The sequence below is a fragment of the Ruegeria aquimaris genome (assembly GCF_025751555.1).
Taxonomy (GTDB): domain Bacteria; phylum Pseudomonadota; class Alphaproteobacteria; order Rhodobacterales; family Rhodobacteraceae; genus Ruegeria_B; species Ruegeria_B aquimaris.
The window spans coordinates 34582-48877 of sequence record NZ_JAOWLB010000004.1; the positions used below are offsets into that span (position 1 = coordinate 34582).

General features: G+C 65.2%; 13 protein-coding genes. 2 read left to right on the forward strand and 11 right to left on the reverse strand.

Annotated features, from left to right (window positions below; all coding sequences use genetic code 11):
• Nucleotides 1-65: 65 nt before the first annotated feature.
• The 7 genes from OE747_RS07365 to mgtE all read right to left on the reverse strand — a co-directional run bounded on the left by OE747_RS07365 (nucleotide 66) and on the right by mgtE (nucleotide 7835).
• A complete protein-coding gene (locus OE747_RS07365; RefSeq protein WP_263827958.1) occupies nucleotides 66-1256 on the reverse strand; it encodes a TPM domain-containing protein in 1191 nt (396 codons plus the stop codon).
• A gap of 54 nt (nucleotides 1257-1310) precedes the next feature.
• Nucleotides 1311-2036: a YbaY family lipoprotein gene (locus OE747_RS07370; RefSeq protein ID WP_263827959.1), complete on the reverse strand. Its 726-nt coding sequence runs from the start codon at nucleotides 2034-2036 to the stop codon at nucleotides 1311-1313.
• A gap of 103 nt (nucleotides 2037-2139) precedes the next feature.
• Complete coding sequence (locus OE747_RS07375) at nucleotides 2140-3918, reverse strand: SLC13 family permease (protein WP_263827960.1); 1779 nt, start codon at nucleotides 3916-3918, stop codon at nucleotides 2140-2142.
• Nucleotides 3919-3962: 44 nt separating this feature from the next.
• On the reverse strand, nucleotides 3963-4886 hold the full coding sequence (locus tag OE747_RS07380) for a DMT family transporter (RefSeq protein ID WP_263827961.1): 924 nt from the start codon (nucleotides 4884-4886) through the stop codon (nucleotides 3963-3965).
• Nucleotides 4883-5695, reverse strand: coding sequence for a TIGR00282 family metallophosphoesterase (locus OE747_RS07385; protein WP_263827962.1), 813 nt, complete (start codon nucleotides 5693-5695; stop codon nucleotides 4883-4885). The genes OE747_RS07380 and OE747_RS07385 overlap by 4 nt, the downstream gene beginning before the upstream one ends.
• 177 nt (nucleotides 5696-5872) lie before the next feature.
• Nucleotides 5873-6430 carry a 5-formyltetrahydrofolate cyclo-ligase gene (locus tag OE747_RS07390; RefSeq protein WP_263827963.1) on the reverse strand — a complete coding sequence of 186 codons (558 nt, stop codon included), beginning with the start codon at nucleotides 6428-6430 and terminating at the stop codon, nucleotides 5873-5875.
• Nucleotides 6431-6440: 10 nt separating this feature from the next.
• Nucleotides 6441-7835 (reverse strand): magnesium transporter, encoded by a 1395-nt coding sequence (mgtE, locus tag OE747_RS07395; protein ID WP_263827964.1) that lies wholly within the window; start codon nucleotides 7833-7835, stop codon nucleotides 6441-6443.
• Between the two features lie 137 nt (nucleotides 7836-7972).
• Here mgtE and guaD point away from each other — a divergent pair, with 137 nt between their 5' ends.
• Nucleotides 7973-9256 carry a guanine deaminase gene (gene guaD / locus OE747_RS07400; protein WP_263827965.1) on the forward strand — a complete coding sequence of 428 codons (1284 nt, stop codon included), beginning with the start codon at nucleotides 7973-7975 and terminating at the stop codon, nucleotides 9254-9256.
• 80 nt (nucleotides 9257-9336) lie between these two features.
• On the opposite strand, the gene OE747_RS07405 is transcribed toward guaD, so the two are convergent.
• The 3 genes from OE747_RS07405 to OE747_RS07415 all read right to left on the reverse strand — a co-directional run bounded on the left by OE747_RS07405 (nucleotide 9337) and on the right by OE747_RS07415 (nucleotide 12003).
• A complete protein-coding gene (locus OE747_RS07405; RefSeq protein WP_263827966.1) occupies nucleotides 9337-10671 on the reverse strand; it encodes an 8-oxoguanine deaminase in 1335 nt (444 codons plus the stop codon).
• 119 nt (nucleotides 10672-10790) lie between these two features.
• Complete coding sequence (gene hisN / locus OE747_RS07410; protein ID WP_263827967.1) at nucleotides 10791-11582, reverse strand: histidinol-phosphatase; 792 nt, start codon at nucleotides 11580-11582, stop codon at nucleotides 10791-10793.
• Nucleotides 11583-11631: 49 nt separating this feature from the next.
• Nucleotides 11632-12003: a helix-turn-helix domain-containing protein gene (locus OE747_RS07415; RefSeq protein ID WP_263827968.1), complete on the reverse strand. Its 372-nt coding sequence runs from the start codon at nucleotides 12001-12003 to the stop codon at nucleotides 11632-11634.
• Between the two features lie 348 nt (nucleotides 12004-12351).
• Here OE747_RS07415 and OE747_RS07420 point away from each other — a divergent pair, with 348 nt between their 5' ends.
• Nucleotides 12352-13308, forward strand: coding sequence for an NADPH:quinone oxidoreductase family protein (locus OE747_RS07420; protein ID WP_263827969.1), 957 nt, complete (start codon nucleotides 12352-12354; stop codon nucleotides 13306-13308).
• Nucleotides 13309-13384: 76 nt separating this feature from the next.
• On the opposite strand, the gene OE747_RS07425 is transcribed toward OE747_RS07420, so the two are convergent.
• Nucleotides 13385-14263: a LysR family transcriptional regulator gene (locus tag OE747_RS07425; RefSeq protein ID WP_263827970.1), complete on the reverse strand. Its 879-nt coding sequence runs from the start codon at nucleotides 14261-14263 to the stop codon at nucleotides 13385-13387.
• Nucleotides 14264-14296 lie beyond the last annotated feature (33 nt).

Below are 14296 nucleotides of genomic sequence, written 5' to 3' on the forward strand. Positions count from 1 at the left end.
CCCATCCTCTTGCTAAAAATATCCCGGGGTGAATGCGGCGCAGCCGCAGAGGGGCAGCGCCCCTGCTACCATCTGCCCGAAGCGCCGCCGCCCGAGGAAGAGCCGCCGCCGAACGACGACCGCCCCGAGCCACCGCCATTGCTCTCGCTGATCCTGGGGATCGTGCGGGTCTCGCTGTTGTGATAGGCGCAATGCCTGCAATCGTAATCCACCCGCTTGCGCCCCTCGCGGGATTTGGTGGCGGCGGTCAGCACGGTCGAGGTGGTCGAGAGCGTGCGATAGTTGCACTGCGGACAGGCGCCAAAGGAAGAGAACCAGCTTTTGTACCGGTGAATGTCGATATGGCCGCAGCCGGGGCAATGCCAGACGTCGTAATCGACGGATTTGAGAAACTCCTCCAGCCGCTGGCCGCCGTCGAGATGTTCGTCATCGGCCTCTTCCCCGGCGCGGATCATCATCGTGCGGCATTGCGGACAGGGGCGCGGCCGGTTGCGCAGATAGCGGCGCAGCCACAGCGCCAGCCCGCCCAGCGGCACCAGCACCAGCGCCAGCATCCATTCGCCGATCCGGTCGACCGCGCGCGCGATCCAGGACCAGCCACGCTGTGCCGTGCCCATGTCCCAGGCGCCGGGATAGCTGCCGGTCAGTTCGCGCACCGTCTCGTCCACGCCCGCCTCGATGCCCTGCTGGTATTCGTCGCGGCGGAAATACGGCAGGAACCCTGTGTCGATCACCCGTTGCATGCGAGTGTTCCAGCCGCTGTCATATCCAGCGCCGATCTCGATACGCATCCGCCGGTCATGACGCGCGACCAGCACCAGAACCCCGTCGTTACGGCTGGCGTTGCCGATCCCCCAGGCGTTGAACAGCCCGGTGGCAAAGGGTTCGATCTCGCCCTGATGGCCGTATTGCCCCATGTTGTCGATGGTCAGCACCGTCATCTCGATGCCCGCGTAGTCGTAGAGGTCGATCAGGACCTTGCGGATGCGGCTTTCGGCGTTGTCATCCAGCAGGTCGGCATAGTCGTTGACGTAGACATCCATATAGCCGGGATAGGTCGCGCCATCCGCACCGGTGACGGTGCGCGCGGATTTCTCGACTTCGGATTTAACGGGTTCCGCGGCCTCGACCGGCGGATTGGGCGGCACCACCGAGGCGGGCCGGGTCAGCAGGCCCGCGCCATAGCCGATGGCCCAGCCCAGAAACAGCACGAGCCCGGCGATGACCAGCGCCACGCGGATGTCCTGTTTCGTCATGCGACCTCCCTGTTGGCGCCACCTTAGCCGCAGCGCGGGACCCGGGCCAGGCGATCACGGCTGAGAGACGAACCTCAGAACCGTACTCCCCGAAGCATCGGTCAGGCTCAGCGCGTCCGCCTCCAGCACATAGCCGGTGACCTGGGCCAGCGCCTCGACAAAGCGCCTGTCCAGCGCCTCGGCCTCTTGCGAGCAGGCCATCATGGTCATTCCCATATTGTCGGGAAAGCTGATCCGCCCCGGACCGATCTCGGCCTCGCCCTGAAAGCTGTTGCAACCGCCCCGGCCAAAGTAACGCCCGCCAGCCTCGAAGGAGATGCCCGGCATGCCCGGCCCCTCGACCGGCACCCCGGCGATCTCGCGCAGTGCCCAGTCGCGCCCGTCAAGCCCGGTTGGCGCAGCCTTAACCAGCATCAGATCCACGCTGTCGCCCGCATCACGGGTCAGCACCGGGTTATGCGTGTCGGTGGTGAACAGCAGCTTGTCCCCCATCAGGATCCGCGCCGAGACGGAATAGCTCATTGCCGGGTCGATCAGCGCGTCGTCATAGGCCAGTTCAAAGGCCTGCGGCACAGCGCCCATCGCATAGCGGCGCGACGACAGGACCGTGGCCGCCACATCCATGCGCGAGACATCGAGAAGCTGCACCTCCAGCACCGCACCGGGCGGCAGCGCGATGCGCTCGCGATAGCCCGCGGTTCCGGTCACCGTTCCCGCCATGGCGCTGCCTCCGATCAGGGCGCCCAGGCACAACGCCATCCATCCAGAAAATCGTTTCATGCCACCAAAACCTTTCAACAAAGAAGCCTATCCACCTCAACAGATCGGATCAGAGAAGGCGCGTTCAAGTCAAGCGCGCTGAAACGCTCTGTTTCAGGCCGGATCAAAGCGGCCAGATGAACGGGATCAGCGCCGAGACCAGCAGACCCATGGTCAGGTTCAGCGGAATGCCCACCTTCATGAAATCGGTAAAGCGATAGCCGCCGGGCCCGTAGACCAGCATATTGGTCTGGTATCCGATGGGCGTGGCGAAAGAGGCCGAGGCCGCGATCATCACCGCCACCACCAGCGGGCGCGGATCAAGACCGGTTGCCTGCGCCAGACCGATGGCAATCGGGGTGACGACCACGGCCACCGCGTTGTTCGACACCAGTTCCGTCAGCACCGAGGTGAGCAGGTAGATCGCCCAGATCACCAGAAAGGGCGGCAGGCCGCCCAGGCCCGGCGCGATGGCCTCGACAATGAGCCGCACCGCGCCCGAGCTTTCCAGCGCAGCGCCAATGGCCAGCATGGAAAAGATCAGCGCCAGCAAGCGACCGTCAATAAATGAAAACGCCTCGTCCGCGTCGATGCAACGGGTGACCAGCACCAGCGCCACAGCCACGATCGACAACATCAGGATAGGCGCAACCCCGAGACCCGCCAGCGCCACGATCCCCACCAGCGAGGCCACCGCGATGGGCGCGTGACCGCGCCGATAGGCCCGCGCCGAGGGGTGCGAGACATCGACCATCTCCATATCGGCAGCCAGCCGCTGGATATCGGCGGGCGAACCTTCGAGCAGCAGCGTATCGCCTACCTTGACGATCAGCTGGTCCAGTTGGCGGCCGATGTTCTGGTTGCGGCGGTGCACCGCCAGCACATAGACCCCATAGCGCCGGCGCAGGCGCAATTCGCCGAGCGACCGGCCCACCATGCGGCAGCCGGGGGTGATCAGCACCTCGACCGTTGTGGTCTCGACCGCCGAGACCTGATCGACACGCTTCAACTCCTTGTTGCTTTGCAGGCTCAGAAGTTCGGTCATCTGGGTGCGCAGCACCACCCGGTCGCCGACCTGCAATTCGATCCCCTTGAGGTTGCGGCGCAAGGACAGGTCGCCCCGGATCACGTCAATGAGCCGCACGCCGGGCCGTTTGAACAGCTGCACCCCCGTCACCTCGCGCCCGATCAGGTTGCTGTCGGGGGGGATCACCGCCTCGGTGAAGAATTTCATCTTGGACTTGTCCGACAGAAGCATCGCCATGCTGTCGCGTTCGGGCAGCAGACGCGGGGCGATGAAGCGCAGATAGATCATGCCCCAGGCCACCACCGCGATGCCCAGCGGTGTGACCTCGAAGATCGAGAATGCCTCAAGCCCCTGTGCCCGCGCCACGCCGTCGACCAGCAGGTTGGTCGAGGTCCCGATCAGTGTCAGCGTGCCGCCCAGGATCGCGCCATAGCTGAGCGGGATCAACAGCTTGGAGGCGGCGACATCGAGCGTGCGGGCGATCTGGACAAAGACCGGGATCATCACCACCACGACCGGCGTGTTCGACACAAAGGCCGAGGCGACCACCACAAAGGCCATCAACAGGCCGATGGCAAAACGGGCATTGGTCTGTGCCTGCCGCTGCGCCACCGAGGTAAAGGCATCAAGCGCACCGGTGCGCACCAGCGCCCCCATGATGATGAACATGGCGGCGATGGTCCAGGGTGCAGGGTTCGACAGCACCGGCAACGCGGCATCATATGGCAGCACCCCGGTCACCAGCATTACCGAGACGCCCAGAATGGCCACCACCTCGGTCGGGAATACCTCGCGCAGGAACAGGATGAACATCAACCCCACGATCCCGAGGGTCAGGATGGCGCTGCCGGTTTCGCTCAATGTCAGGAATTGCATTTCGAACTGTTATGATCCAATCGGGCCAGGCATCAGTGCCGGCGTCAAGTTTCCCGTATCGTCCCCGTCTGGGCAAGCCCATCCTTGGGCCGCGGCTGTACCAGGAACACGCCCAGCAGGATCAGGCCCATGGCCGCCCAGATATAAGGCGAATAACTCTCTCCCAGCAGCGCCATCGCCCAGAGCACCCCGGTCGCGGTGACCACATAGCTGACCTGAACCGCAAAGACCGCGCCCGCCTGCGCCACCAGCCAGACATAGCCCGCATAGGCAAAGACATGGATCAGCGAAGAGGCGATCAGCGCCCATTCGGGCGCCCCCCAGGGCGCCAGCGGCGAGATGAACTGGCCCGAGGCCAGCGCCAGCGGCAGGGCAATCGCGGCGCCCAGCAGCGAGGCGCCGAACAGCACCTGGATCGCGTCAAGCCCGGCGGTGCCCCAGCGCGAGACATAATTGCCCTCGACCGCGTAGCAGAGCGGCGCCACCAGTGCCAGCGGCAGCCAGGCCAGCATCGCGCGGTCGGGCAGGCTTGCCTCGGGCAGCACCAGCAGCAGGACCCCCGCCAGCCCGGCGGCCAGGCCGCCGAAGCGGCGCGCGCTGAACGGCTCCAGCCCCAGGCCCAGGGCAATCGGGAAAGCCATCATCGGAATCAGCGACATCAGGATCGACATCAGCCCGGCGGGCAGATGCATGATGGCCCGGTAAGAGGCGGCGTTGGGCACCAGCGTGCCCACCAGCGCGATGATCAGGCACAGCGCCAGGGTCCGCCGGGTCACCGGCAGGCCCCTCCCGCGCAGCAGGGAGACAGCGGCCATGACACCCGCGCCGATCACCAGTTGCCAGAAGATCAGGCCCAGCGGCTGATGCCCGGTGCTGACCGCGATCTTGGTCAGCGGCTGGGTCAGACCCCAGCCGGTCCCGAACAGCAGCAACAGGCCGACATGCAGGGCCAGCGCGCGACGGTTCATGGACCGGACTGCTCCAACCGGCCGCCCACGCGCACCATCGCGATCCGGGTCGCGGCGCCGCTGCGGTCGTCGGTCTCGATATAGACGCCCGACACCGTCGCAGCACCCAGCGCCGGGGTGAAACGGGTCTTGGCCATGCCGGTGATGAAGCGGCGCATCGGCTCTGCCTTGTCCATGCCGATGACCGAGTCGTAATCGCCGCACATGCCCGCATCGCTCAGATATCCGGTGCCCCCCGGCATCACCATCGCATCCGCCGTGGGTACATGGGTATGGGTCCCCACCACCAGGCTGGCGCGCCCGTCGCAGAAATGGCCCATCGCCATCTTCTCCGAGGTCGCCTCGCAATGCATGTCGACGATCACCGCATTGGCCAGCCCGCCGCGCGGATGCGATTTCAGCACCGGCTCGATCGCCGAGAACGGATCGTCATAGGGGCGCTTCATGAACACCTGGCCCAGCACCTGCGCCACCAGCACCTTGCGCCCGCCCGGCGCGTTGAACAGGCGATGCCCCCGCCCCGGCGCGCCCTTGGCATAGTTGATCGGCCGGACGATGCGACTGTCGCCCTCGATGTATTGCAACATGTCCTTCTGGTCGAAAGCATGATCGCCAAGGGTCAGGCAATCGGCCCCGGCATCGAGCAGCACCTTGGCATGTTCGCCCGACAGGCCCATGCCGTTCGAGGCGTTCTCGCCATTCACCACCACAAAATCGAGCTTCCACTCTGCCCGCAGCCGCGGCAGGTGCTCCACCACCGCCGCGCGCCCGGCGCGGCCCATCACATCGCCAAGAAAGAGTATCTTCATGCCCCCGGTCCTAGGCGGCGGCGCGCCTTCGGGCAAGCGGGAAATGCAGGGGGCGCTGCCCCCGGCGCCTTCGGCGCCTCCCCCGGAGTATTTTCAACCAGAAAGAAGCAGGCGCGGGATCGGGCTTCTTTCTGGTCAAGAATACTCAATGCGCGCGGGCCGAACCCGGGCGAAAGGTCAAAAGCTCAGCACCCGGCTTTCGGTGACCACCATATCGAGCGGCTGGTCCGTGGGTTCCAGCGGCAGCGCCTCGGCCTCTTGCGCGTCGAAGGCGAAACCGATGGCAAGCGTGGCCCGTTTGGCGCGCAGCCCCTGCAAGGTACGGTCGTAGAAACCGCCGCCATAGCCCAGCCGCCCGCCGCGCGCGTCAAAGGCCACCAGCGGCACGATCAGGATCTCGGGTTCCATCCAGTCGTCGATTTCCGGCACCATGGCGCCAAACGGCCCCTCGCGCAGCGCCCCGTCCGGGTCCCAGCGCGAAAACCGCAAGGCCAGCCCGGCGCCCTGAATGACAGGAACGCCCACGGGACCGTGGGCGGCGGCCTCGGCCATGGCGGGCAGCGGGTCGATCTCGGTCCGGATCGGCATATAGCCTGACAGTGGCACACCGCGATACCCGGCTAGGATTTCCGACAGCCGCCCCGCAGCACCCGGGGGCCGTGCATCGAAGGCCAGTTTACGGCGGGCAAAAGCCGCCTTGCGGGCGGCGGCCTTGATCTCGGTCAGGTCGTCCATGCGAAAGCCTTTACAGCAAGAGGACAGAAGCCAGCCCGAGGAACGCGAAGAACCCCACCACATCGGTAACGGTGGTGACAAAGGTGCCCGAGGCCAGCGCCGGATCGACCCCGGCCTTTTCAAGAAGCACCGGAATGCCGGTGCCCGCCAGCCCGGCCACGACCAGATTGACCACCATTGCGGCAGCGATGACGATGCCCAGCATCGGCAGGCCAAACCAGACATAGCCGACCAGCCCCATCACCACGGCAAAGACCAGCCCGTTGGCCAGGCCCACCACCACCTCGCGCCGGATCACCCGGCCCAGGTTCGAGCCCGTAAGGTCGCGGGTGGCCAGCGCGCGCACCGCCACCGTCAGGCTCTGGGTGCCGGCATTGCCCCCCATCGAGGCCACGATCGGCATCAGCACCGCCAATGCCACAACCCCGGCAATGGTGTCCTCGAAGATCGAGATGACCAGCGAGGCCAGAATCGCCGTCGCCAGGTTGACCGCCAGCCAGGGCAGGCGCTGGCGGGTGGTCTCCATCACCGTATCGGACAGACTGCTTTCCTCGCCGACACCGGCGAGGCGCAGGATGTCCTCTTCATGCCCCTCGTCCAGCACGATCATCGCATCGTCGATGGTAATCACCCCGACCAGACGCCCCTCGTCATCGACCACGGGCGCCGAGATCAGGTGGTACTGGTTGAAGGCATAGGCGACATCTTCCTCGTCCTGATCGACGGGAATGATCTGAAACGTCTCTTCGGCAAGACCGACAAGCGGCACATCGCGCCGGGCCGACATGATCCGGCCCAGGGTCACGTTGCCGATCGGGTGCAGGCGCGGATCGACCAGCACCACGTGATAGAACTGATCCGGCAACTCATCCGAGTTGCGCATGAAGTCGATGATCTCGCCCACCGTCCAGTGTTCGGGGGCCATCACCACCTCGCGCTGCATCAGGCGGCCGGCGGAGCCTTCGGGATAGGTCAGCGACTGCTCGACCGCGACCCGGTCGGCATCGTTCAGCGCGCCGAGGATCGCCACCTGCTCGGTCTCTTCGAGATCCTCGATCAGGTCGACGACGTCGTCGCTGTCCAGTTCGCGCACCGCCTCGGCCAGAACCTCGGGCGTCAGCTGGCGGATCACGTCCTCGCGGATGCTCTCGTCAAGCTCGGACAGGATCTCACCATCGAACTCGCGGTCGTAGAGGCGGATCAGGTCCGCCCGGTCCTGGGCGTCGATCTGTTCCAGAAGGTCGGCGATGTCGGCCGCGTGCAGCGGCTCCATCAACTCGATCAGACGTTCGCGATTGCCAGCCTCGACCGCCTCGAGAATCTCGGCCACGACCTCGAGATCGAGCTCATAGGCGTCCTCGTCGCGGGGCTTTTCCAGATCGGGTGTGTCGGAACCTGTGCTCATGGTTAGCCCCTATGCGAATTGGCCGCGAATTTGAAGAAGCAGCTATCAGAAAACAATGACAATGCCACGATTTACCGCCGGGCCGCGCATGTTTTAGGGTAGCGTCCGTTTTGTACTGCGCGAAGGAGATGCGGACCATGACCGGCAAGACGATCCTCAGGGGGCAGGTGCTGTCCTATGCCCACTCTCCGTTCGACGGCGCGCCCGCAGATGTGGTGCAGGTCGATGAGGCCGTGCTGATCGACGGCTCGCATATCGCGGCTGTCGGCACGCTGGCGGCGATGCGCGCGGCGGCACCGGGTGCCGCCGAGACAAACCATGGCGGGCGTGTCATCCTGGCCGGTTTTGTAGATGCGCATGTGCATTATCCCCAGACGGCGATGATCGCCAGCTGGGGCAAGCGGCTGATCGACTGGCTGAACACTTATACCTTTCCCGAGGAGCGCAAGTTCGCCGATCCGGCCTATGCGTCCGAGATCGCCGCGCGCTATCTGGACCTGACAGCGGCGCATGGCACCACCACCATGTGCAGCTTCTGCACCATCCATCCAGAGAGCGTGGAGGCCTTCTTTGCCGAGGCGCAGGCGCGTGGGCAGCGGGTGGTGGCGGGCAAGACCTGCATGGACCGCAACGCCCCCGAATTCCTGCGCGACACGGCGCAGAGCGCCTATGACCAGTCCAAGGCGCTCTTGCAGAAATGGCACGGGGTGGACCGGATCTCCTATGCGATCACGCCCCGGTTCTCGCCCACTTCCACACCGGAACAGCTGGACGCGATGGGCGCGCTCTGGGCCGAGCATGCCGATTGCCTGATGCAGACCCATCTGAGCGAACAGACCGACGAGATCGAATGGGTCAAGGGGCTCTACCCCGAGGCACGGGACTATCTGGACACGTACGAGCAGCACGGGCTCTTGGGCGGGCGTGGGCTTTATGGCCATGCCATCCACCTGGAAAAGCGCGAGCGCGACCGGCTGCGCGAGCATGGCGCCGGGCTGATCCATTGCCCGACCTCCAACACCTTCATCGGCTCGGGCCTCTTTGACATGGCCGGGCTGATGGCTGAGGGGCAGCGGATCGGGCTGGCCACCGATACCGGCGGCGGGTCCAGCTTTTCGATGCTGCGCACCATGGCGGCGGCTTATGAGATCGGCCAGCTGCGCGGCGTGCCGCTACATGCGGCGCAGCTCTTGTGGCTGGCCACCCAGGGCTCGGCCCGGGCGCTGCGGATGGATCACCAGATCGGCAATGTCGCGGCGGGAATGGAGGCCGATCTGGTAGTGCTAGACCTCGCCTCGACCCCCGCCATCGCCCAGCGCAGCGCGGCGGCCGAGGATCTGTGGGAGGCGCTGTTCCCGACCATCATGATGGGCGACGACCGCGCCATTGCCGAGGTCTGGATCGGCGGCAGGCGGGTCTGACGACCCTCTCGGCAGGCGAAAGATTTTTCGTCGAAAAATCTTTGCCTCCGGCGGGAGTATTTTTTGCGAAATGAAGGGGCTCAGCCCATCAGCGCGCGGGCAAGGCGGTTTTGCCGTTCGATCATGCGCGGCAGGTCGATGGTGGTGATCTGGCCGTCGCGCACGATCTGGCGGCCTTCGACAAACAGGTGCTTGACACGGGTCGGCCCGGCCAGCAGCAGCGCTGCGGGATCCCAGCTGCCGGCGCTGTCGATGCCCGAGACATCCCAGATCGCGATATCGGCGCGTTTGCCTAGTTCGAGCCGGCCGCAATCGGGACGGCCCAGCACATCGGCGCCGCCGCGGGTGGCGATCTCGAGCGCCTCGCGGGCCGACATGGCATCGGCGCCCCGCGCCACCCGTTGCAGCAGCATCGTCTGCCGCGCCTCATTCATCAGGTTGCCGCTGTCATTGCTGGCCGAACCATCGACCCCCAGACCCACCGGCACGCCCGCGTCCCGCATCGCGCGGACCGGGGCGATGCCGCTGCCCAACCGACAGTTGGAACAGGGGCAATGGGCAACGCCGGTGCGCGTGCGGGCAAAGAGATCGATCTCGGCCCCGTCCAGCTTGACGCAATGGGCGTGCCAGACATCCGGGCCGGTCCAGCCCAGATCCTCGGCATATTGGCCGGGGCGGCAACCGAATTGCGCCAGGCTGTAGGCGATATCCTCGTCATTCTCCGCCAGATGGGTGTGCAGCATCACGCCTTTGTCGCGCGCCAGCAGCGCCGCGTCGCGCATCAGTTCGCGGCTGACCGAGAAGGGCGAACAGGGGGCAAGGCCCACGCGGCACTTGCTGCCCTCGCCCGCGTCGTGAAAGTTATCGACCACCCGGATCATGTCGTCCAGGATCGCGGCCTCTCGCTCGACCAGCGTATCGGGCGGCAGGCCGCCGGCGCTTTCGCCGATGCTCATGGCGCCCCGCGTGGGGTGAAAGCGAAGGCCAAGCTCGGTCGCGGCGGCGATGGTATCGTCCAGCCGCGCGCCATTTGGGTAGAGATACAGGTGATCGGAGCTGAGCGTGCAGCCCGAGAGCGCCAGTTCCGCCAGCCCGATCTGGGCCGAGACGAACATCTCCTCCGGACCAAAGCGCGCCCAGATCGGATAGAGCGTCTTGAGCCAGCCAAAGAGCAGCGCATCCTGCCCGCCCGGCACCGCACGCGTGAGGCTCTGATAGAGGTGGTGATGGGTGTTCACGAGGCCCGGCGTGACCACGCAGCCGCGCGCCTCGTGCACCGCGCCGCTGGTGGCGAGACCTTGGCCGATGTCCGCAACGACCCCGTCTCGGATCAGGATATCGGCGCCGGAGAGTTCGCGGCGACCCGCATCCATGGTCAGGATGCAATCGGCATTACGGATGAGGATTTCGGACATGTCGACACACTTCTCTTGGTCTCACCCGTCTCATGGAAGTGTGTGATGCGCCGATGGAAAACGGGGTCAAGAACCGGCACTTGCGAAGTCTAACCCAGCGGTCGGCGGACCGCAAGACATCAGACTCGGCTCAGGATCTCCAGCGCCGCCGCGTGCACCTGCGGATTGGCCGCGGCGAGCGCCCTGCCCCCTTCATGAGCCGGTCCCCCCTGCCAGTCCGTGACAACACCCCCCGCCGCCCGGATCAGGGCAATCGGGGCCTGGATGTCGACCGCCTTCAGCCCTGCCTCGATGACCAGATCCACCAGCCCGGCGGCCAGCAGCGCATAAGCGTAGCAATCCATACCGTATCGGGTGAGTTTGACCCGTCTCGACACCGCCCGGAACGCCGCCTCTTCATCGCTGCTGCCCAGTTCGGGGAAGGTGGTGAACAGCACCGCGTCCTCCAGTGTGGCGCCGTGCCGGGTGCCCAGAGCGCGCCGCCCCAGCGGCCCGACCATATGCGCCCCCTGCGGCGTGCCGATGAACCGCTCGCCGATATAAGGCTGATCGACCACCCCCAGAAACGGACCGTTCTGGTCCGAAAGGGCAATCAAAACCCCCCAGGTCGGCGTGCCTGCGATGAAGCCCCGGGTCCCGTCGATCGGATCGAGCACCCATGTCCGGCCCGACCGGCCCGGAACATTGTCGAATTCCTCGCCATGGATACCGTCCTGCGGCCGCAGATCCGCCAGGATCGCGCGCATCGCCAGCTCGGCGTCGCGATCAGCTGCCGTTACCGGATCGAACCCGGCGGTCAACTTGTTTTCCGCGCCCAGGTCCGCCTGCCGGAAATAGGGAAGAATGGCCTGCCGCGCGGCGTCGGCAAGCAATTCGGCGATCGCGACATCTGTCAGGTTTGCGTCTGTCATGACGCTGCTTTGCCATCGACGGCGCGGCAAAGCAACAGGCGTCGGACCGTCAGGCGACGTCGCTGAGGACGCGCGCCAGTTCGAACAGGCGGCGGCGCTGATTCTCGGGGATTGCATAATAGGAACGGACCAGATCAAGCGCTTCCTTGTCGCCCATCAGGTCGGCGGGCACGCTGGCCTTTTCCGAGTTGCCCCTTTGCGCATCATCCAGCCCTTCGAAGAAGAAGCTGACCGGAACATCCAACGCCTCGGCGATATCCCAAAGACGCGACGCGCTGACCCGGTTGGCACCGGTCTCGTATTTCTGGATCTGCTGGAACTTGATGCCGACCTGCTCGGCCAGCTGCTGCTGGGTCATACCAATCAGCCAGCGCCGGTGGCGGACACGCTTGCCCACATGGACGTCAACAGGATGAGTCATTGATTTCTCCTCTAACACACAGACAATCGTCCGGGGAAAACGACCGGAAGGGCGGACATGCCCTATTGTCCGGCATTGCAGACTAAGGTTTTGCTAATGACACTTGGCAACCCGAACCTTACCTCTTTGGAATATGACGAAATTACCAGTTGAATTCAAGTTGGTTGAATCGTCCGACCTGCGCATACACCTTTGGTTGTGCGATATTTTGACACGCACAACCTGTGTAGAGTAACCCCAGGCAGCGTCCGGAAAATGACCGCGACCATCTGGCCATGTGGCGTCCGGTCTGTTTGACAGCCGCGACGCACTTGACCTTTATGGCAAGAGAATCAAGAGGTAACAGCAATGCGTTCATTCACTGTGCTCGAGGACGCCACCCCGGCTGCCCTGGTCGACAGGCCGGTTCCAACGCCAGGCGCGGGGGAAATCAGGGTCGACATTCGCGCGTGTGGGCTGAATTTCGCCGACCTGCTGATGCAGAAAGGCACATACCAGGATACCCCTGCCGCGCCTTTCACTTTGGGGCTCGAAGTGGCCGGTATTGTCAACGCCGTGGGCCCGCAAGTCGACGATTTTGCCGTGGGCGACCGAATCGCCGTCTACTCCGGACAGGGCGGTTTGGCGGAACAGGGGGTATTCTCCGCCGATCGCGCCGTGAAACTGCCCGATGCGATGAGTTTCGAGCACGCCGCCGCCTTCCTGATCGCTTATGGCACCAGCCACATGGCTCTCGATCACCGCGCCCGGTTGCAACCGGGCGAGACGCTGCTGGTCACCGGAGCCGCCGGTGGGGTCGGGTTGACAGCGGTCGAGATCGGCAAGCTGATGGGCGCCCGTGTGATCGCCCATGCGCGCGGGGCAGAAAAGCTCGAAATCGCGCGGCAGGCTGGCGCCGACCTGCTGATCGACGCAAGCGAGGATCTGCGCGCCCGGCTGCTGGACCTTGGCGGGGCGGATGTCGTCTATGACGCAATCGGCGGCGAGGTGTTCAAGGCCGCCTTTCGCGCCACCAATCCCGAAGGTCGCCTGCTGCCGATCGGTTTCGCCGGTGGCGACGTTCCGCAGATCCCGGCCAACCACCTGCTGGTCAAGAACCTGACGGTGATCGGCTTCTATATCGGCGGCTACCTGAAATTCCGGCCCGAGATCATGCGGCAAAGCTTCGAAACCCTGTTCGGCTGGTACGAGCAGGGCAAGCTGAAACCGCATGTAAGCCATGTCCTGCCGCTGGACCGTGTCGAAGAGGGGATGGAACTGCTGCGCAGCCGTGCCTCGACCGGCAAGGTGGTGATCACGCCCTGACATCGGACAAGCCGGGGTCAGCCCCGCCCCTATGTCGCCCGGATCAACACACAACCCTGGCGCCCGCCACACCCGGTCAGCCGACCGCGCGGAGATGGCCGCTGCCCAGTGTCTTGAAGTTCTTGCGCACCAGGGCTGCCAGTTCCTCGACGATCTGGCCCTTGCCATCGGTGCCGCCATACAGGTTGATCTTGTGCACCGGCAGGTCGGGCAGCGCGCCCGGTTCGATCTGCACCAGGTGCTTGGCCTCGGTGCCGTCCAGCATCGCGTGCACCGCCAGATCGGCGGAAACGGTCGCCTCGATGGTGCGGTCATTCTCGGTCTCGACCGCCAGATCCCAGGGGATACCGGCAGCATCGAGCGCGGCGATTACCTTGGGCCGGAACAGGCACCGCCGCCCCAGGGCGAGCCGCAGGGGCCGCTGCCGCCAGGCAGAGCCACCGGCGGCCCCGACCCAGCGCAGCGGCAGTTCCGCGATGGTTTCGCAGTGATCGCCGCCGCCCGGCTCGGTGGTCAGGATCAGGTCGCACTCGCCCCGGTCGTAGAGCTCCTTCAACTGCGACGAATAAGAGGACAGAAGCTGCACCTTCACCCGGGGGAAGCTGGCGTTGAACTGTTGCAGCACGCGCGGGATCGCCGGGTAGACGATGTCATGCGGCACGCCCAGAATCACTTCGCCCTCAAAGCCCTGATCGGTCAGTCGCGCGATCACCTCGTCGTTCAGCGCCACCATGCGCCGCGCATAGGCCAGCAGCTGCTCGCCCGCCGCGGTCAAGGCGATGCCGCGCCCGGACCGGTCCAGCAGCTCCAGACCCAGTAACTCCTCCAGCCGCTTGAGCTGCATGGACACTGCCGACTGCGTCAGGTGCAGGAAACCGGCCGCGCGGGTCACGCCGCCGCTGTCGGCCACGGTGACAAAGCTGCGCAGGGTGGTGATATCGAGATTCCTAATCATCACAAGCCTTGATGTGTTGCGTCAAAATCATTC

Coding starts and splice junctions, on each gene's coding strand:
- OE747_RS07370 (WP_263827959.1), bottom strand. CDS start 2,036: ATGAAACGATTTTCTGGATGGATGGCGTTGTGCCTGGGCGCCCTGATC.
- OE747_RS07380 (WP_263827961.1), bottom strand. CDS start 4,886: ATGAACCGTCGCGCGCTGGCCCTGCATGTCGGCCTGTTGCTGCTGTTC.
- OE747_RS07390 (WP_263827963.1), bottom strand. CDS start 6,430: ATGGACGACCTGACCGAGATCAAGGCCGCCGCCCGCAAGGCGGCTTTT.
- guaD (WP_263827965.1), top strand. CDS start 7,973: ATGACCGGCAAGACGATCCTCAGGGGGCAGGTGCTGTCCTATGCCCAC.
- OE747_RS07385 (WP_263827962.1), bottom strand. CDS start 5,695: ATGAAGATACTCTTTCTTGGCGATGTGATGGGCCGCGCCGGGCGCGCG.
- OE747_RS07425 (WP_263827970.1), bottom strand. CDS start 14,263: ATGATTAGGAATCTCGATATCACCACCCTGCGCAGCTTTGTCACCGTG.
- OE747_RS07365 (WP_263827958.1), bottom strand. CDS start 1,256: ATGACGAAACAGGACATCCGCGTGGCGCTGGTCATCGCCGGGCTCGTG.
- OE747_RS07415 (WP_263827968.1), bottom strand. CDS start 12,003: ATGACTCATCCTGTTGACGTCCATGTGGGCAAGCGTGTCCGCCACCGG.
- mgtE (WP_263827964.1), bottom strand. CDS start 7,835: ATGAGCACAGGTTCCGACACACCCGATCTGGAAAAGCCCCGCGACGAG.
- OE747_RS07405 (WP_263827966.1), bottom strand. CDS start 10,671: ATGTCCGAAATCCTCATCCGTAATGCCGATTGCATCCTGACCATGGAT.
- hisN (WP_263827967.1), bottom strand. CDS start 11,582: ATGACAGACGCAAACCTGACAGATGTCGCGATCGCCGAATTGCTTGCC.
- OE747_RS07420 (WP_263827969.1), top strand. CDS start 12,352: ATGCGTTCATTCACTGTGCTCGAGGACGCCACCCCGGCTGCCCTGGTC.
- OE747_RS07375 (WP_263827960.1), bottom strand. CDS start 3,918: ATGCAATTCCTGACATTGAGCGAAACCGGCAGCGCCATCCTGACCCTC.